Source organism: Amycolatopsis tolypomycina (assembly GCF_900105945.1).
Classification (GTDB): Bacteria; Actinomycetota; Actinomycetes; order Mycobacteriales; family Pseudonocardiaceae; genus Amycolatopsis; species Amycolatopsis tolypomycina.
The window spans coordinates 2,916,088-2,934,749 of record NZ_FNSO01000004.1; the positions used below are offsets into that span (position 1 = coordinate 2,916,088).

The 18,662-nt window shown below is 71.9% G+C and carries 14 protein-coding genes; 10 read left to right on the forward strand and 4 right to left on the reverse strand.

What is annotated here, in order from left to right; all coding sequences use genetic code 11:
* Position 1: 1 nt before the first annotated feature.
* The gene (locus tag BLW76_RS23475; protein ID WP_208613360.1) at positions 2-1,831 is read left to right on the forward strand and encodes a glycoside hydrolase family 6 protein; all 1,830 of its coding nucleotides are present in this window, start codon (positions 2-4) and stop codon (positions 1,829-1,831) included.
* A 629-nt stretch (positions 1,832-2,460) separates the two neighbouring features.
* Here the strand turns inward: BLW76_RS23475 and BLW76_RS23480 are convergent.
* Complete coding sequence (locus tag BLW76_RS23480; RefSeq protein WP_091310985.1) at positions 2,461-3,732, reverse strand: ABC transporter substrate-binding protein; 1,272 nt, start codon at positions 3,730-3,732, stop codon at positions 2,461-2,463.
* Positions 3,733-3,902: 170 nt separating this feature from the next.
* Here BLW76_RS23480 and BLW76_RS23485 point away from each other — a divergent pair, with 170 nt between their 5' ends.
* Positions 3,903-4,853 carry a LacI family DNA-binding transcriptional regulator gene (locus tag BLW76_RS23485; protein ID WP_091310987.1) on the forward strand — a complete coding sequence of 317 codons (951 nt, stop codon included), beginning with the start codon at positions 3,903-3,905 and terminating at the stop codon, positions 4,851-4,853.
* Positions 4,854-4,925: 72 nt separating this feature from the next.
* Here BLW76_RS23485 and BLW76_RS23490 read toward each other — a convergent pair whose 3' ends face one another.
* Entirely contained in the window at positions 4,926-6,041 is a 1,116-nt protein-coding gene (locus BLW76_RS23490; RefSeq protein ID WP_091310989.1) for a lytic polysaccharide monooxygenase, read from the reverse strand.
* Positions 6,042-6,207: 166 nt separating this feature from the next.
* Here BLW76_RS23490 and BLW76_RS23495 point away from each other — a divergent pair, with 166 nt between their 5' ends.
* From BLW76_RS23495 to BLW76_RS47930, 3 genes are all read left to right on the forward strand, one after another.
* Positions 6,208-7,401, forward strand: coding sequence for an AGE family epimerase/isomerase (locus BLW76_RS23495; RefSeq protein WP_091310992.1), 1,194 nt, complete (start codon positions 6,208-6,210; stop codon positions 7,399-7,401).
* A gap of 126 nt (positions 7,402-7,527) precedes the next feature.
* The gene (locus BLW76_RS23500; RefSeq protein WP_091310994.1) at positions 7,528-8,523 is read left to right on the forward strand and encodes an aldo/keto reductase; all 996 of its coding nucleotides are present in this window, start codon (positions 7,528-7,530) and stop codon (positions 8,521-8,523) included.
* Positions 8,524-8,683: 160 nt separating this feature from the next.
* Positions 8,684-8,806, forward strand: a complete 123-nt coding sequence (locus BLW76_RS47930) for a hypothetical protein (protein WP_425266015.1) — start codon at positions 8,684-8,686, stop codon at positions 8,804-8,806.
* A 1-nt stretch (position 8,807) separates the two neighbouring features.
* Here BLW76_RS47930 and BLW76_RS50475 read toward each other — a convergent pair whose 3' ends face one another.
* Positions 8,808-9,965: a cellulose-binding domain-containing protein gene (locus BLW76_RS50475; protein ID WP_091310997.1), complete on the reverse strand. Its 1,158-nt coding sequence runs from the start codon at positions 9,963-9,965 to the stop codon at positions 8,808-8,810.
* 530 nt (positions 9,966-10,495) lie between these two features.
* Here BLW76_RS50475 and BLW76_RS23510 point away from each other — a divergent pair.
* Genes BLW76_RS23510 through BLW76_RS23530 form a run of 5 tightly spaced genes read left to right on the forward strand, consistent with a single transcriptional unit; the run spans position 10,496 to position 15,341 of the window.
* Entirely contained in the window at positions 10,496-11,947 is a 1,452-nt protein-coding gene (locus BLW76_RS23510) for a hypothetical protein (protein ID WP_244170277.1), read from the forward strand.
* Positions 11,944-12,774, forward strand: coding sequence for an AfsA-related hotdog domain-containing protein (locus tag BLW76_RS23515; RefSeq protein ID WP_091310998.1), 831 nt, complete (start codon positions 11,944-11,946; stop codon positions 12,772-12,774). The genes BLW76_RS23510 and BLW76_RS23515 overlap by 4 nt, the downstream gene beginning before the upstream one ends.
* Before the next feature lie 29 nt (positions 12,775-12,803).
* Entirely contained in the window at positions 12,804-13,613 is an 810-nt protein-coding gene (locus tag BLW76_RS23520; protein WP_091311001.1) for a carboxymuconolactone decarboxylase family protein, read from the forward strand.
* Positions 13,610-14,314: an HAD family hydrolase gene (locus tag BLW76_RS23525; protein WP_091311002.1), complete on the forward strand. Its 705-nt coding sequence runs from the start codon at positions 13,610-13,612 to the stop codon at positions 14,312-14,314. The genes BLW76_RS23520 and BLW76_RS23525 overlap by 4 nt, the downstream gene beginning before the upstream one ends.
* A gap of 25 nt (positions 14,315-14,339) precedes the next feature.
* The gene (locus BLW76_RS23530) at positions 14,340-15,341 is read left to right on the forward strand and encodes a zinc-dependent alcohol dehydrogenase family protein (RefSeq protein ID WP_091311005.1); all 1,002 of its coding nucleotides are present in this window, start codon (positions 14,340-14,342) and stop codon (positions 15,339-15,341) included.
* A 328-nt stretch (positions 15,342-15,669) separates the two neighbouring features.
* Here BLW76_RS23530 and BLW76_RS23535 read toward each other — a convergent pair whose 3' ends face one another.
* Entirely contained in the window at positions 15,670-18,420 is a 2,751-nt protein-coding gene (locus tag BLW76_RS23535) for a cellulose binding domain-containing protein (RefSeq protein ID WP_091319753.1), read from the reverse strand.
* Between the last annotated feature and the right edge of the window lie 242 nt (positions 18,421-18,662).

An 18,662-nucleotide genomic window follows, 5' to 3' on the forward strand; every position in this document is an offset into this window, starting at 1 on the left:
GATGAGGAGTGAATTCTGGTCCGCGAAGAGGAAGACACGGTTCGCCGTGGCGTCCTCGGTGACGGCGGCGGCGCTGACCGCCGGATTGCTGGTGGCCGGGGGCAGTCCGGCGGTCGCCGCCACCGGCTGCAAGGTCACCTACACGGTCAACCAGTGGGACACCGGCTTCACCGCCAACATCGCCGTGACGAACCTGGGCGACCCCGTGTCGTCCTGGAACGTCGAATGGGACTTCGGCGGCAACCAGCAGGTGCAGCAGGGCTGGAGCGCCACGTACAGCCAGAGCGGCAAGCACGTGAGCGCGAAGAACCCGTCGTGGGGCGGGAACCTGGGCACGAACGCCACCGCCAGCTTCGGCTTCAACGGCTCGTACTCGGGCACCAACGACATCCCGACGTCGTTCTCGCTCAACGGTGCCCACTGCGACGGCACGCCCACGACCACGACCCCGACGACGCCGACCACGACGGCGACGCCCACGACCACGACGACCCCGACCACCTCCACGACGCCGACGACCCCGACCACGGTGACCACGACGCCGCAGCCCGGCACCCACGTGGAGAACCCGTACGCCGGGTCGAAGGGGTACGTGAACCCGGACTGGTCGGCCCAGGTGTCCGCGGCCGCCGCGGCCAAGGGCGGCACGCTCGGTGCCCAGATGGCCAAGGTGGCGAACACCTCGACCGCGGTCTGGCTGGACCGGATCGCGGCGATCGCCGGCACGTCGAGCTCACGCGGCCTGCGCGCGCACCTCGACGCGGCACTGGCCCAGCAGACCGGCAGCACCCCGGTGACCATCCAGATCGTCGTCTACGACCTGCCGAACCGCGACTGCGCGGCGCTGGCGTCCAACGGTGAGCTGAAGGTCTCCGAGAACGGCCTGGCCCGGTACAAGGCCGAGTACATCGACCCGATCGCGTCGATCCTGTCCGACGCGAAGTACCGGTCGCTGCGGGTCGTGGCGATCGTCGAGCCGGACTCGCTGCCCAACCTGATCACCAACCTCGGGACGGCCAAGTGCGCCGAGGCGCAGTCGAGCGGGGCGTACGTCCAGGGCATCCAGTACGCGCTGAACAAGCTCCACGCGATCTCCAACGTCTACAACTACCTGGACATCGCGCACTCGGCGTGGCTGGGCTGGGACAGCAACTTCGGCCCGTTCGTGAACTCGGTCAAGCAGATGCTGCAGGGCACCACGGCCGGGGTGAACAGCGTCGACGGCTTCATCAGCTCGACGGCCAACTACACGCCGCTGACCGAGCCGAACCTGCCCGACCCGAACCTGAACGTCGGGGGGCAGGCCCTGAAGTCGGCGAAGTTCTACCAGTGGAACCCGTACTTCGCCGAGGTGCCGTTCGCCACGGCGATGTACAACGCGTTCGTGGCGGCCGGGCTGCCCAGCGGCATCGGCATGCTGGTCGACACCTCGCGCAACGGCTGGGGCGGCGCGGCCCGGCCCAGCGGGGCCTCGGGGTCCACTGTGGACGCCTACGTCGACTCCGGCCGGATCGACCGGCGGCTGCACCGCGGCAACTGGTGCAACCAGAGCGGTGCGGGTCTGGGCGTCCGGCCCACCGTCGCGCCCCAGGCGCACTTCGACGCCTACGTCTGGATCAAGCCGCCGGGTGAGTCCGACGGCGCGAGCCAGCAGATCCCGAACGACGAGGGCAAGGGTGCGGACCCGATGTGCGACCCGACCTTCCACGGCAGCGAACAGGCCAACGGCGGCAACCTGACCGGTGCCCTGCCGAACGCCCCGCTGTCCGGCAAGTGGTTCGGGGCCCAGTTCGAGCAGCTGGTCCAGAACGCCTACCCGCCGGTGCAGTGAGGCTTGTTCAGCCGTCGGCCGCCGCACGGCTTCTGCTTTGCCTGCAGTACGCAGGCGGGCGGCGGCGGCCTGACCAGAATAGGCCTCGGTAACAGACCCCGGGCCGGGCGGTGCCGCGCAGCCGCCGCCCGGCCCGGCCTCCACCACGGTGGCAGCGGCCCGTCCCGCCGGGCCGCTCGCCGCGGTCCCGTCCGGGCGCCTGAACCGTCCGGGCGGGACGCGCGAGGATCCGGTCCGTGCCCGCGGTGGCCTCCGGCGGCCACGGGCCGGATCCCGCGATGCGGATTTCCGCGGAAGCCGGTCCCGGCCCGTTGTGGCCGGGCCCGACCGGCACCCCCTCGAACTCCTTCGGCCCTGGTTCGGTGACGAACCCCCATCCGGGTGTGGAACGCGTGCGAACCCTTGTCCTGCGGCGAAGTGATCGCCCGCACCACCGAGCGCCCGTACGCGGCGCTGCCGGCGAAGAAGCACCGGCGGTCCGGCAATGCGCCCCAATGTGGCGTTCGGTGCGTTCAACGCACCGAACGCCACATTGGGTGCGTCTGACGCAACCAACGCCACATTGGGGCGCTTGGGGCCGGCCGTCCCGAACGTCACATGACTTGCCGGCGATACCGGCGGGTTTCCGGTCAGGGCACGAGCCGGTGCACGCCGGCCAGCACCTGCTGCCAGACGGCCGCGGGGTCGGCGCCCTGCTCGACGGCCTTGAGCGACGGCGCGATCACCGTCTCCTGGATCTTGCCGTCGCCCGGCCCCTTGTACTGCGGTTTCCCGACCTTGCGGGCCTGCGCGGCGAAGACCTGGCCGTTCAGCGCCCCGCCGAAGTAGCCGTTCATCTCGCTGAGCAGGTCCGGGGAGGTGAAGGCGTCGACCTGGCTGGGGAAGTTGCCGCTGACCCGGAACGCGTGCAGCTGCTGCTCCGGGGCGGTCAGCCAGGCGGCGAGCGCGGCGGCCTCCTTCTGGTGCGGGCTCGAGGCCGGCACGGTCAGGAAGGAACCGCCCCAGTTGCCGCCGCCGTCCGGGAAGGCGTCGGTGAGCGCCCACTTGCCCGCGTTGGCGATGCCGGCCTGCTGTTCGATGACGCCGAGCATCCACGAAGGACAGATCTTCGTCGCGAAGGCGCCGGTGCGCAGGCCGTTGTTGCCGTCGTCGGCGAAGGCGGTGAGCCCGGCCGACTGGCCCTGCTTCACCGCGGTGGTGACCTGGTTCCAGGCGTCCTTGAGCGCGGTGTTCGTCTCCAGCGTCGAGTGGTTCTCGCGGTCGAGGTAGCCCACCGGCAGCTGGTTGACCTTGGCGTTGAAGATCTGCGCGGAGGAGTCGAACCACGGCTTGCCGCGCGAGCGCTTGACGTACTTTTCGCCGGCCTTGAAGTAGCTGTCCCAGGTCGCGAACATCGTCTTGACCGAGCCGGGGTCGGTCGGCAGCCCGGCCGCTTCGAGCAGGTCCTTGCGGTAGCACATGGCCAGCGGCCCGATGTCGGTGCCGTAGCCGACGAGCTTGCCGTCCTTGCTGCGGCCCGCCTCGTACTTCCACTCCAGCCACCGGCCGGGTTTCACTTCGGGCGGCCCGATCCTGGCCAGGTCGGCGAACTGCGCCGAGTGCGCGAGCACGTCGGCGAGGTGGCCTTCCTCGACGGCCTGGATGTCGGCGAGCTCCTGGCCCTTCTGCAGCTTGTCCAGCAGGTCCTGGTGGTACGGTCCGCCCTGCTCGGTCCGGACCTGGCGGATGGTGAGCCCGGGGTGGGTGAACTCGTAGCCGGGGATGAGGTCCTCGTAGCCGAACTCGCCGAACGTCGCGATCGTGAGCGTGATCCGCTCCGGCGTGTCCGGTCCGCAGCCCGCGGTCAGGACGGCAGGCAGGAGCAGGACGACAGCGGCCAGCGTTCTTCGGATCTTCCTCATGTGCGCGCACTCCCCATTCGCGGCACGCTCCCGGCCTCCATTGGCTGGGAGCGCTCCCGGGGCGAGTCTCGTTTCCCGGTGCGGCGGGTGTCAAGGTGCGCGACGGCGGGTGTCCGGACGGACACGGACCGCGGACCGGAGTCCTCGTGGTGGTGCCAGGAAGGGGTGCGATGAAGCGTCCGACGATCACCGACATCGCGAAGGAGGCCGGCGTCTCCAAGGGCGCGGTCTCCTACGCGCTCAACGGCCGCCCCGGCGTCTCGGAGGCCACCCGGCGCCGGATCACCGAGATCGCCCGGGAGCTCGGGTGGGCGCCCAGCAGCACGGCGCGGGCGCTGTCCGGCGGCCGGACCGGGGCGCTCGGCCTGGTGCTCGACCGGCCACTGGAGGCGTTCGTCCCGGCCCTGCTCGACGGGTTCGCGGGCGAACTGCTGCTGCAGGTGACCCCCGGCCGCGAGGCGGCGCTGGCGATCTACCGCCGCTGGCGGGCCGAGCGGAAGGTCGACGGCGTGCTGCTCACCGACCCGGGCTGCGCGGCCGAGCTGATCCACATCGGCCTGCCGGCGGTGGTCCTCGGCGGGCCGGGCGGGGTGCCGGGCACCCCCTCGGTGCTGGTGGACGACCTCACCGGCGCGGCGGAGGCGCTGGCGTACCTGGCGGCTCTGGGGCACCGCCACGTCGTCCGCATCGCGGGCGTGGCGGTGTTCGCGGACCCGGTGGCCCGCAGACGGGCGTTCACGACGGCGGCGACGGGCCTCCCGCACCCGGACACGGTCCACCCGGAACCCTCGGCCGACGCGGTCCGCCGGGTGCTGGCCGCGCGTCCCCGGCCCACGGCGTTGCTCTGCGACACCGACGACCTGGCGGTGGCGGCCCTCGCCGCCGCGCGCGAGCTGGGCCTCGCGGTGCCGAAGGACCTGTCGGTGGTGTCGTGGGACGACACCCCGCTCTGCAGGCTGGTCCGCCCGGCGCTGACGGCGATCCGGCGCCCGCTGGCCGAGCTCGGCAGCCTGGCGGCGTCGGTGCTGCACGACGTGCTGGCGGGGGAGCGGCCGGGCGACGTGTACACGTCCCGGCCGCGGTTGATCACCCGGGGGAGCACGGGCCCGGCGAACGCGTGACACCGCGAACCGGGAGGGCCGCTCCGGGGAACGTGCCCCGAAGCGGCCCTCGTAGTCTGTCCACTCAGGACATCAGGTGCCCTGGCACGTCGGTGCCGGGGGCACGGCCCCGCCCGTCGTGTTGACGACCATGCCGAAGCTGGTCGTGCCGTCGGCCGCGACGGTGCCGTTCCAGTTGGCGTTGCGGACCGTGACCGCCGAACCGGACTGGCTCAGCGTGCCGTTCCACACGCTGGCGATCGTCTGGCCCGTGGGCATCGTCCAGCCCACCTGCCAGCTCCGGTACGCCGCCGTGCTGTGGTTCATCACCGTCACGGTGGCCTGGTAGCCGCCGCTCCAGGTGTTGGTGATCTCGACCATCGCCATGCACGAACCCTGCGGCATGGGGGTGGTGGTCGTCGTCGGCGTGGTCGGGGTGGTGGGGGTCGTCGGGGTGGTGGGAGTGGTCGGGGTCGTCGGCGTGGTCGACGTCGGCGGGTTGCCCGGGTCCTTCACGCCCGTGACCTCGCCGTTCCCGCCGTCGAACGTGACGTCCGAACAGCCGTAGAACGTCTCGGCGCTGTCCGAGCGCTTCCACACCGAATAGATGATGTGCCGGCCCGACTTGTTCGACGGCAGCGCGCCGCTCCACTTGTACTGGCCCTCGACCGTGCCCACCTGGCCGGTCACCGACGGGTGGTCGACCGTCAGGAACGGCTGGTCCTCCAGTGAATCCCAGGTGAGTGGTTGGTTGGGGTTCCAGCCGTCCTTGGTCACGTACGTGTAGAACCAGCCGGGGTGGGCCGCCCACGCGTTGTACGAGAAGTTGAACTGGGCGCCCGCGGTGAGGTGGGTCAGCGGCCAGTTGCCGACCCCGTCGAAGCCCGCGTAGCCCGGGTTCCCGCCCGAGCACAGCTTCCCGTCGGGGATGAACCCGCGCGTGCGCCCGGCCCCGTCGGACCGCAGCACGCCGAACCAGTTGTACAGCGAGTTGGCCCCGCTGACCCCCACCGCGGCCGCGCAGGCCGGGTTCTGTGGCTTGATCTCGCCGGTCGAACTGAGCCCGTCCTGCCAGCACAGGAAGGTCCGGCTGCCCGGTTTCATCATGGCACCGTGCGCCTCGGCCGTGCCGGTGGTCAGCAGGATCGTGGTCAGGCTCGCCAGCAGCACGGTGACGGCGGCGAGAACGGTACTTCGTCTCCTGGTCACGTCAGTCCCTTCATTGGGTTGCGTGCGTCGAAGACTGGGAGCGCTTCCAAGGTCAGGATACGCGGTGGGCGTCACTTCCGGAACAGCCCGCGATGGCCGGGGCGGGTGCCTTGGCCTACCTTGACGGGGGCCGTCGAACCGGGCGGGCCATGGAGAAAGGCAGAGAGTGGACAGTCCGTCTTCGGTTCCCGCCTGGGTGCGCGCCGAACCCGCCCGGCTGCTCGGTTTCGCCCGCGGCGCGGCCCACCCGGACGGCGGGTTCGCCTGGCTCGACGACGCCGGGCGGCCGGTGCTCGACCGGCCCGTCGAGACGTGGATCACCTGCCGGATGACGCACGTCTTCGCGCTCGCGTCGCTGCAGGGCGCCGACGTCGGCGCGCAGGTCGCCCACGGCGTCGCGGCGCTCACCGGTCCGCTGCGGGACGCCGAGCACGGCGGCTGGTACGCCTCGACGGCGTTGGCCGAGAAGCGGGCCTACGAGCACGCGTTCGTCGTGCTGGCGGCCGCGAGCGCGGCCGCGGCCGGTGCCGACGGCGCGCAGGCGCTGCTGGCCGAAGCCCTTGAAATCGTCGAACGCCGGTTCTGGGAACCGGCCGCAGGCCGGGTCGCCGACGTCTGGGACCGCGGCTGGACGCGCCTGGAGGACTACCGCGGCGCCAACGCCAACATGCACACGGTGGAGGCCTTCCTGGCCGCCGCCGACGTCACCGGCGACCCGGTGTGGGCCGGCCGCGCGCTGTCCATTGTGGAGCGCCTGGTCCACGGCGAGGCCCGCGCGCACGGCTGGCTGCTCCCGGAGCACTTCGACCCGGACTGGCGCGTGCGGCTGGAGTTCAACCGCGCCGAGCCCGCCCACCCGTTCCGCCCGTTCGGGGCGACCGTCGGGCACCTCTTCGAGTGGGCGCGGCTGGCCGTCCACCTCGGACGGGCGCTCGGGCCCGCCGCGCCGTCGTGGCTGGTGCCCGACGCGGCCGCGCTGTTCGAGACCGCCGTCCGCCACGGCTGGGCCGTCGACGGGCGGCCGGGCTTCGTCTACACGACCGACTTCGCCGGGACGCCGGTGGTGCGCACCCGGCTGCACTGGGTGGTGACCGAGGCGATGGCCGCGGCGTGGACGTTGCACCAGGCGACCGGCGACCCGGCCTACCTCGCGCGGTTCGCGGAATGGTGCGAACACGCCGAAACCTGCTTCGTCGACCGTGAACTCGGTTCGTGGCGCCACGAACTGGACCCGGAGAACCGGCCCGCCGCGACGGTGTGGGCCGGCAAGCCGGACGTCTACCACGCCTACCAGGCGACGCTGCTACCCGGCCTGCCGCCCGCGGCGTCGTTCGCCGGCGCGCTCCTCCGGCGCGGCTAGACTGAACCTTATTCTGGTCAGGACGGCGCTACGGGCCGCAGGCCGCCCACGGGTGGTGACACTCGCGCCGGCCGACGGCTGAACAAGGTTCACTGCGCCGGCCGTCCACTTTCGACAAGGAGAACCATGTCGCCTTTCGTCGCGGCCGAAAGCCGGTACGCGGACATGCCGTACCGGCGGGCCGGGCGCAGCGGGCTGAAGCTGCCCGCCGTGTCGCTCGGCCTCTGGCACAACTTCGGGGACGACAAGCCCCTCGACGTCCAGCGGGCCGTGCTGCGGCGGGCGTTCGACCTCGGGGTGACGCACTTCGACCTGGCCAACAACTACGGCCCGCCGCCCGGCGCGGCCGAGACCAACTTCGGCCGTCACTTCGCCGCCGACTTCCGCCCGTACCGCGACGAGATCCTGGTGTCGTCCAAGGCGGGCTACCTGATGTGGGACGGCCCGTACGGCGAGTGGGGGTCCCGCAAGAACCTCCTCGCGAGCCTCGACCAGAGCCTGACCCGCACCGGGCTGGAGTATTTCGACGTTTTCTATTCGCACCGCCCGGACCCGGACACGCCGATCGAGGAGACGATGGGCGCGCTCGACACGGCCGTCCGTTCGGGCAAGGCGCTGTACGCGGGCATCTCGAACTACTCGCCCGAGCAAACCGAAGCCGCGCTCGCCGCGCTGAAGGAGCTGGGGACGCCGCTGCTGCTGCACCAGCCCCGGTATTCGATGCTCGACCGCTGGGTGGAGGACGGCCTGCTCGACACCCTCGACGCGCACGGCGTCGGCTCGATCGCGTACTCGCCGCTGGCCCAGGGCCTGCTGACGGACCGCTACCTCGACGGCGTCCCGGCAGACTCCCGCGCGGCGGGCGCCAGCCCGTTCCTCACCAGCGACCGGCTGACCGCGGAGACACTGGCGACCGTCCGGGCGCTGAACGACATCGCCGGGGCGCGGGGGCAGACGCTGGCACAGCTGGCGATCGCCTGGGTGCTGCGTCGCGGCCGGGTGACGTCGGCGCTGATCGGGGCGAGCAGCGTCGCCCAGCTGGAGAACACGGTCGCGGCGACGGCGAACCTCGAGTTCGCCGACGACGAGCTGGCCGAGATCGAGCGGGTGCTGGGCCGGTAGCCGATTCGCGTGGGGGGCGTGTCGCGCATCCGACGTTCGTTGGCAGCGGCCGGGCGATGCGCCCCAATGTGGCGTTCGGTGCGTCTGACGCACCGAACGCCACATTGGGTGCGTCAGACGCAACCAACGCCACATTGGGGCGCTGCTGCGTCGCGGCCGGGTGACGTCGGCGCTGATCGGGGCGAGCAGCGTCGCCCAGCTGGAGAACACGGTCGCGGCGACGGCGAACCTCGAGTTCGCCGACGACGAGCTGGCCGCGATCGAGCGGGTGCTGGGCCGGTAGCTCAGCAGCCGATCCGGGAGGAGCCCACGGCCACGTCGTCGAACCACAGCGTGTCGGCGTCGCCGGCGTAGCTCTCCCAGCCCAGGCGCAGGTCCGTCACCGACGGGTGCCACGACCGGGCGAGCCACTGCTGGTCGATGTCGGGGGTCGGGACGCCGTCCACGACCAGGCCGGGCACCTCGGCCGAGCCCAGCCACGTGCGGAGCTGGCCGGCGGCGCCGTCGAGCCGGAACTCGAAGCACGACCAGGTGCCGGTCGGCAGCGGGACGCTCTGGGCGACGCCGGCCGGGCTCTGCGCGGGGAGGGTGGCGTCGTCGGACTCGCGGTTCCACTGCAGGGCCCGGTTCTGCCCGCCGGCGCGCAGGTCGCGGCCGTCGGTGCTGTCGCGCATCGCCAGGAACGTGACGTGCCCGGTGGGCAGCGCGGTGGTGTGCCGGACCCAGAACCGCCCGTACAGCACGCCGGAACCGGCCACGCTCGTGCCGAGGAACGCGTGGTTGCAGTAGCCGCCCTGGCCGGTGACCTTGACCGACCGGCTGCCCGAGTGCGCGACCGTGGTGTCGACGGCGACCGTGCCGGTGCCCTGGCAGTTGGCCGCGCCGACGGTCCAGCGCCCGCCCGGGGTGCCGCCGGTCTGCTGCTCGAAGTCGTCGCAGAGGGCGGCGTCCGCGCAGCCGGCGGGCGGCGGTCCGGACGTCGTGGTCGTCGGCGTGGTGGTCGGCGTCGTCGGAGTGGCCGTGGTCGAGGTCGGCGGTGCGGGGTCGCCGCACGAGACGCCGTTGAGGGCGAAGTCCGTGGGCGCGGCGTTCGTCCCGCTCGCCGTCCCCTGGACCCCGAACGACACCGAGCCGCCGGCGGGCAGCGTGCCGTTGTAGGACAGGTTCTGCGCGGTGACCGCGTTCCCGGTCTGGCGGACGGTGGCGTTCCAGGCCGACGTCACGGCCTGGTTCCCGGCGAAGTGCCAGGTGAGCGTCCAGGCGGAGGCCGCGGTGGGACCGTTGGTCACCGTGATGTCCGCGGTGAAGCCGGTCTGCCACGCGTTGAGGCGGTAGGCGACCGCGCACGCGGGCGCGGCGGCGGCCGGACCGGCCAGGACGACCGCGGTGGTCCCCGCGGCGGCGAGGCAGAGCGCGGCCAGTGCGCCGGCGAACCTGTTCATGGGTGGGCCTCTCCCTCCGGACGCGGACGCGGACAGGGGCGTCGTAGCTTGCACCACGACGCCCCTGGGTGGTGGCCGCGTTCTGGCGAGGCGACCTGGCATGGGAGCGCTTCCAGCCGCCGGAAAGGTAACCCCGGCGTGTCGCCCTTGTAAAGAGCGACCCGGACGCGGGCCGATCCGGTGGTCCGTTTTCCGCAGCCGCCCCGCCCGCAGTCGCCACTGAACACTCCTGAACGGCCGAATCCGTTGGGGCGCAGCACATGCCCGCGGTCGCACTGCGCCACCGCGGCGCGGTGCCGCACACGGCCGTTGGGGTGGATTCCGGAAAATCACCCCAAGATCATCGAAACGTCGCCGATGCCGGTCGTTGGGAGCGCTCTCAGGGTGCCGAAAAGGGCCCAAACCCTTGTTGCATCTTCAACATCTCGAAAATCGCAGGGTTTCCGTGTCGATCACGACCTGGGCTCCCGCGGTCACGCGCGGTACTGTCGTCCGTGTGCACCCGTACTCCGGAAATCGTTGGATGAACGATGAGTCGACAGGCCAAACCAGGGAGTAAGCCCTACCGTGCACAACTGCGGGACAGGCTGACCGCGCTGGGCTTTCCCGAGGAGGCGCTCCCGGCCCAGGTGGCGAAGAACCTGGTCGTCGAATGCCGGATCCCGCCGCGCACCGCGTGGCGGCTGGCGTCGGAGCTCTCGCTCGACGTCGCGGCGCACCAGTACAACGCCGTCACCGGCGACCCCCGCGCGGGCATGCGCGGCACGCGGATCTGGGAGTACGAGCAGTGGCCCGAACGCGGGGTCCGGCCGACCGTCGCCGCGCTGCGGGTGCTGGCCCAGGTCTACGGCACCAACTGGAAATGCCTGCTGGGCCTGCGTGATCTCGAACAGCTGCCGGCCAAGGACCTCGCCGAGTACCACGCCGAGACCGAGCCCGCGGTCGTCGCGCCCGAGCCCGAGGCGCCGCCGGTCCGCGCCCTCTTCCGCACCGAAGGGCGCTCGGAGGAGGAGATCGGCGCCGGCGCCCTCGACGACGCCCTCCTGCTCACGAAGACCAACGTCGACGACGTCCAACTCGACGACCTGTGGGCCGACCTCGACTTCCTCGGCGGCGCCTACACCCGCACCGCGCCCGACTCGATCCTCGGCCAGCTCGCCGTGATCGCCGACCGGACCTCGGCCCTGCTGAAGGGCAGGCAGCGGCCGAAGCAGACCCAGGACCTGCTGCTCATCGGGGCGAAGTCGAGCGCGATGATGGCCTGGATCGCGGGCGACCTGGGACGGTACCGGCTGTCCCGCGAACTCAACACCGCCGCCTGGCTCTACACCCAGTACGCCGACGACCTCCTCGCCCGCCGCTGGGTCCGCACGTCCCAGGCGCGGGTGGCGTTCTGGGCGGGCAACGGCATCGAGTCCGCGAAACTGGCCGCCGACGGGCTCAACTACCACGCCGGCGGGCGCCTCACCGACGCGCCGCTCATCCTCGCCGAGGCCCGCGGCTGGTCGTCGGTGCAGGCCGAGCCGCAGGTGCTGGCCGCGATCGCGCGCTGGACGGCCATCGAGGACCCGGACCTGGGCGCGGGCGGCGAAGACAGCTTCTTCAACATCACGAAGGACCGGCGGCACTACATGGCGGGCACGTCCCTGCTGTCGGTCGGGCAGGCTTCGGCCGCGCTGCGCGAATTCGCCACCGCGCGCGAGGCCTTCGAGAAGCTCTCGCTCGAGAACCGCTGGGAGGCCATGGACCCGATGATCCGGATCGACATGGGCCGGGCGCACCTGCGGCTCGACGACCTCGAAGGCGCCGCCGCGCAGGTCGAGCCGCTGCTGACCGCGGGTGTCGGCAAGCAGCCGGACATGGTGCGCGCCATGCTGAAGCTGATGGCCACGGAGCTGTCCGGGCCGCGCTGGCGCTCGGCCACGACGGCCCGGCACCTCGCCGAGGCACTCCTCGACGCCCACGCTTCGGCGCGGCCGTGACGCCGGACCAGGCCCGGACGGAGGCGCCCGAAGCGGTCTCGTGCCCGCGGAGCCCGCGCGCCGGGGAGTGGGCGCTGGACGGCTACACCCGGCGGGACGTCGTCGTGGTCGGCGACCGGTTCGCGCGGTTCGCCCGCGGCGACCGGGTGCTCACGCTGTCGGACCTGCTGGCCCTGCTCGAATCCGGTGGCCTGCCCGCGCCGGGCTGCCACTGGGTCGTCCACTTCGGCCAGGGCGTCGACACCGCCGACGGCGAACGGCTCGAAGCCGCCTGCGGCCGGAGCGACGGCGCCGTGCGCCTCGCGGACCCGGAGACGTTCCGGCGGCGGCCCGAATCCCCGGCCGTCGTCCACAAGAGCCGGCCGGAGAACGTCCTGCTCGCCGGCGTGCACAGCCCGGAACCCGCGCGGTGCCGGGCCGAACTGCGGATCCACCGGGACAACGAACTGGTCCTCGACCACCACACCGGCGAGCACGTGCAGGGCATCGTGATCATCGAGGCGATGCGGCAGATCTGCATCGCCCAGTTCGAAACCGCGATCCGCCCCGGCCTCGCGCCGGCCGCCGCGTACGCCGGGGTGTGGCAGCGGATCGACCTGTCCTTCGAGGACTTCCTGTTCCCGCTCCCGGCCACCGTCGAGTCGGTGATCGTCGATTCCGACCTCGGCCGGGAAACCCACCTGAAGTTTCGTGCCACCACGGCGGTGCGCCAGCACGGGCGGGCCGTCGCCACCGCCGGCATCGAGTACTCGATGATCGCGCAGGAGCGCATCGACACCCTCGAACGCCGCAAGGCCGACCAGGCCACCCGGGCCTACCTCGGCTGAGTCCACTCCGGAAGGGAAACCAGTTCACGATGTCCGACCTGCAGCAGCAGGACCGTTCCGCGTCCTTCGCCCAGGGCCTGAAACTCATCCAGCAGCTCGGCGGGGCCGACCGGCCTGCCGTGCTGGACCTGTTCGAAAGCATCGGCGAGGCCGAGTTCGGCGAGCAGTGCGTCGGGTTCATCTACGGCGACGTCTACCACCGGCCCGGGCTGCCGCTGCCCGAGCGGCAGCTGGCGACGGTCGCCGCGCTCACCGCCCTCGGCTACGCGGGTTCGCAGCTGCAGTTCCACGCCAAGGCCGCGCTCAACGTCGGCTGCACCCGCCGCCAGCTGGTCGAGGCCGTGATCCACGTCAGCTCGTTCGCCGGGTTCCCGGCCACGCTCAACGCGCTGACGGCGCTCAAGGCGGCCTTCGAGGGGCAGCCGGACGACGAGCCGTCGGACGAACCGGCCGAGGTGCCGTGGGCGGGTATCGAGGACCGCCACGAGCGCGGCCTGGCGGCGCTGAAGGCCGTCGACGGCGAGGCGGGCGAGCGGGTCGCCGCCGCCCTCCAGGACATCGCGCCCGACCTGGCGACCTACATCATCGACTTCACCTTCGGCGAGATCTACTCCCGGCCGCACCTGAGCCTGCGCCACCGCGAGATCGTCACGATCGCCGCGTGCGTCGCGCTCGGCACCGCGCTGCCGCAGCTGAAGGTGCACATCCACGGCCTGCTCAACGTCGGCGGCACCGAACAGGAGGTCGTGGAGACCGTGCTGCACCTGGCGTTCTACTGCGGCTTCCCGGCCGCGCTCAACGCGATCGCGGCCGCGCGGGAAGTGTTCGCGGGGCGGTGACCCGGCTGGACAGGCTGCGCGTCGTCGCCCTCGACTGCGACGGCGTGCTCATCGACGACACCTACCTGGCCATGATCGCCCGGTGGGTCACCGGCCACGGCGGGGTCTACGACGCCGCGGCCGAGCGGGACGTCATCGGGCTGCGCGACATCGTCGTCGCGGAGAAGGTCACCCGGCTCTGCGGCCTCGACCAGCCGGCCGAGGAGACGCTGAAGCAGTTGTGGGCCGCGCGGCAGGAGTACCTGGCCGAGCACCCGATCCGCGTCGCCGAAGGCGTGCGGGACTGCCTCGCGGCGCTGGCGAAGCTGCCGGTGCGGCTGGTCTGCTACGGCGGCCGCACCCGGGAGCACACCTTCGACCGGTACCTGGGCGAGTTCGCGGACCTCCTCGATCCCGACGTGCCGTACGTGAGCATCAACGAGCACCGGCCGGGCGTCGCCCACATCGCGCGGACCGTGCTCGGCGTCGGCTTCGACGAGATCGTCTTCGTCGACGACGTCAGCCGCGTGGCCGAGGACGCCCGCGCGCACGGCGCCGGGTTCGTCGGGTTCCCGTCGAGCCCCGCGCACGCGCGGCAGCGGGACTTCATGGCCGCCTGCGGCGTCCGCCACTTCGCCACGTCGCTCGCCGAACTGACCCCGGAACTCCTGGCGACCGTCGACGCGGAACTCGCGGCTTCGACACACTGGCCTCGTCGATGAGTTCCCCCGACCACTGGGAGCCGCTGTGAAGTTCTTTTCCCTGCCCCGTCCCGGCGCCGGTCTCGTCCTGGGCGAGCGTGACGTGCCCGAACCCGGTCCGGGCCAGGTGCTGGTCCGCATGCGGGGGTGGGCGGTCAACGCCCGCGACCTGATGATCCTGCGCGGGTTCTACCCGAAGCCGGTGAAGCCCGACGTGATCCCGCTGTCCGACGGCGCCGGCGAAGTCGTCGCGGTGGGGTCCGGGGTGGCGGCCTGGACCGCGGGGGACCGGGTGGCGGCGACGTACTTCCCGGCCTGGCTGGCCGGGCCCGGCACGCCGGAGAAGACCGCGGACGACCTGGCCGGCACGCTCGACGGCGTCCTCGCGGAGTACGCCGTCTTCGCCGAAGACGCGCTGGTCGCGGTGCCCGCGCACCTCGACTACGCCGAGGCGGCCACGCTGCCCAGCGCCGGCGTGACGGCGTGGCGGGCCGTCGTCGAGGAGGGCGGGCTGACCCCGGGCCAGACCGTGCTCACCCTGGGCAGCGGCGGCCTGTCGACGTTCGCCCTGCAGTTCGCCGCGCTCGGCGGCGCGCACGTCATCGCGACGTCGAGCGCGGACGAGAAGCTCGAGCGGCTGAGTGCCCTCGGGGCGGCCGAGACGCTGAACCACGCGACGACCCCGGAGTGGGGCGCGGCGGTGGCGGCCCTGACCGGCGGCGGCGTCGACCACGTCGTCGACGTGGGCGGCGGCGGCACGATCGGCCAGTCGATGATCGCCGCCCGGTACGGCGGCCACATCAGCGTCGCCGGCGTCCTGACCCACGAAGGTGCCGCCGACCCGATCCTGGTGCTGGTCAAGCAGCTGACCCTGCGCGGCCTGACCAACGCCTCCCGCGAGACGTTCCAGGCGATGAACACCGCGATCGAGCGGACCGGGCTGCGGCCGGTGATCGACCGCCGGTTCGCCTTCGACGAGGTCGCCGAGGCCCTCAAGCACCTGGAGTCCCGGACCCACGTCGGGAAGGTCGTGCTGGAGAGCGCCTGAGCCCGGGTAACTTTTGCTCGCCCCCGTGGGTATTTTTGCCGCCGCCGGGTGGTGTTTCCGCAGTTCGGCGCGGGTGCGCGGAGGCGAAAAAGTCCCCTTTGGGCAGGAATGGCGACGGCCATCGCCAACGGGAAGAGTGGACGGCACCGGGGACGTTCGCCCGAGCAGGCTGCGGCTGCTCGGGCGGAGGCCCCGGTCTGGGGCGCGGGGAGGGGGTTTCAACCACCTGGGGGTGGGTTGAAACCCTCTCCCTGCCGCGCGTCCCGGATGTCATGAAAGAGTCGTTCATGACATCCGACGTCATGAACGACTCTTTCATGACATTGGGTCAGGTGGTCGTGCAGGCCCGGCCGTTGAGCGAGATCGCCGCCGGTTTGCCGTTCGCCGCGCCCGACGAGCCCGTGAAGCCGAACTCCGCGCTGCCGCCGGCCGGGATGGTGCGGTTCCAGCCCGCGTCCAGTGCCGTCACCGCCGCTCCGGTCTGGGTGACCTGCGCGTTCCACGCCTGCGTCACGCGCTGGCCGTCGGCGAACGTCCACGTCACCGTCCAGCCGGTCACCGCCGTGGTGCCGGTGTTGCCCAGCTTCACCGACGCCTGGAAGCCGCCCTGCCACTGGTTGGTGACCGTGTAGGCCGCCGTGCAGGAGCCCGACGGCACCGGCGTGGTGGTCGTCGTGGGCGTTGTGGTGGTGGTCGTCGGCGTCGTGGAGGTGGTGGGTGTGGTGCTCGTCGGGGGCGGCTCGCTGCCGCCGGACTCGCCCACGATCACGCCGCGGCCGTTCGTGCCCACGTACACCCGGCCGTACACCCGCGGGTCGCCGGTCAGCGCCTCGCCGATGTTGCCGTACTGGTGCCGGTCGTCGTTGATCCGCAGCCACGAGGCCCCGGCGTCGTCCGAGCGGAAGATCCCGCGTACCCCGCCGATCTTGGCGATCGTGTACAACGCCGGATACGTCCGGCCGGGGGCCGCCTTGCCGAACCCGATGTTGTCGGCTTCGGCGACGTTCGCCAGCTTCGTGAAGGACGTTCCGGAGTCGGTGGAGTGCCAGAGGCCGTACGCCGTGCCGGAGCCGCCGGCCAGCCAGACGTCGCCCTTGATGCCCGGCACCGCCTTGAAGTGCGCCGAGCCGGCGGGCAGCCCGGTGGCCGCGGTCGCGGTGAACGTCGCGCCGCCGTCGGTGCTGAGGTAGAACCGGCCCGCCGCGAACCCGTAGAACCGCTTCGGGTCGACGCGGTCGGACTCGACCACCGCGCCGGCCGGGATGCCGGTGGACGCCGTCCAGGACGAGCCGAAGCCGACCGAGTAGCTGACGGCCGAGCCTGCCGGGCTCCAGACGAACCGGCTGCCGTCGGCGGCCGCGGCGACCGTGCCGCCACTGGCGTTGCCGCCCGGCTCGGCGCCCTGGAACCAGTTCTTGCCGCCGTCGGTGGAGAAGGCGATCCGGTTGTCGTTCGGCCGCGCGGACCGGTCGAGCGTGCCGGTGCGGACGATCGTCGCCGGGGTCAGTTCGGCGTAGTCGAGGCTGGTGGTCGTGGTGAACACCGGCTGCGTGTACATGGTGGCCGGGACCGCGTCGAGGCTGTCGTGCCGGAACCCGCCGATGTCGCCGAGGCCCGAGAGCAGGGGAGCGCCCGACGGCGGGCTGATCAGGTCGAGCACCGCGGTCTCCTCGAGGCCGCCGACGACCGGCTTGATCGTGATCTTCCCGCCGCTGTCCCACTTCGTCAGGTCGGACGTGCCGTAGATCGTCGCGCCCGTGCCGTAGAGCAGGTGGTTCGAGTCGAACGGGTCGATCTCCACCGACTCGGTCATCCAGCCGAGCTTGGGCGAGGGCACCGGGGGAGCGGGCTGGAGGCCGAAGTTCAGCCACGGCACCGCGGAGATGTCCTGGGTGTAGCGCAGGTTCCGCTCGGGGTAGTTCGCGAAGTCCCAGATGCGGGTCCAGGTGGCGCCGCCGTCGGTGCTGCGGAAGAAGATGACGTCCGGCCACCACGACACCTGCGTGGCGACCATCAGCGTGTTCGGGTGCTGCCGGTCGATCGTCAGCCCGCTGTAGCCGAAGTAGTCGTCGCTGCTGTCGGAGGGGATCGGGCTGATCCGCGTCCAGGTGCCGGTCTTGGTGGCGTACTTCCAGACGTCGCCCTTCGCACCGTCGTAGGGGCCGCCGGTGTCGCTGGTCGCCAGGTACAGGTAGCCGCCGACGCTGTCGAGGACGCCCTTGTGCGCCAGGTGCCCGGTGGGCTGGCCGGCCAGCCGCGCCCACGTCGTGCCGCCGTCGGTGCTGCGGTAGACGGTGTTCTGCTTGTCCGCGACCCCGACGTAGATCGTCTGCGTGGTGCTGCCGCGGGTGCCGGTCGCCGGGTCGAACGTCACCCAGGTGACGCCCTGGTTGTCGCTGGAGTAGCCGGTCGTGTCGTTCGGGTCGGCCACGTAGTTGCCCGGGTTGGGGAAGCTGGTCACCTTCGCCCAGGTGACGCCGGAGTCCGTGCTGCGCCAGAGGCCGTTGCCGCTCGGCGCGCCGAGGTAGAGGACGCTGTTGCGGTTCGGGTCGATCGCGAGCCGTTCGCCCATCCCGCGGCCGGGCATGTTGCCGCCGAGCTTGAACGGCAGCGCGGCCGCCTGCCAGGTGCCGCCGCGGTCGGCCGACCGGAGGATCGCGCCGTTGTTCGGGTCCCAGCTGTTGGTGTACATCCCGGCCGCGACGTAGACGCGGTCCGGGTCGACCGGGTCGGTGGCGAGGCTGACGACGCCGTTGTGGCCCCAGTCGGTCCAGCCGACCGAGTCCAGCAGCGGCAGCCAGCGGCCGGTGGCGGTGTTCCAGCGGTACGCGCCGCCGATGTCGGTGCGGGCGTAGACCAGCCCGGGCTCGGCCTGGTTGAAGATGATCCCGGGCACGAACCCGCCGCCGGCGATTTCGGCGTTGCGCCACGTGGTGGCCGCCGGCGCGGCCGGCGAGGCGGGCGCGCCGAGGGTGACGGCGACGGTGGCGGGCAGGAGAACGGCGAGCAGGCTGACGAACAGCCGTCTCGCCGAGCGGAACGGGGACGGGGAATGCGTTCTCGGCACGACGTTGTGCACCTTGGCCTCCACACTCTGGGAGCGCTTCCAGAGGGACGGTAAACCAGCGTTCCGAGCGTTGTAAAGCGTTCGACGATTTCGGCGGCCAACACTGTCCACAGTGGATTACGAACCGGGTCGGCGCCCGGTGTGCGGGGTTTGTACGCATCACATACGTGAATGTCAATCAGGTGTCTGAATCGTTATCGGAAACCTTCTTGCCCGCCATTTTGCGGCGTGTGAGTGTGGTGGCCGCTGCTGGA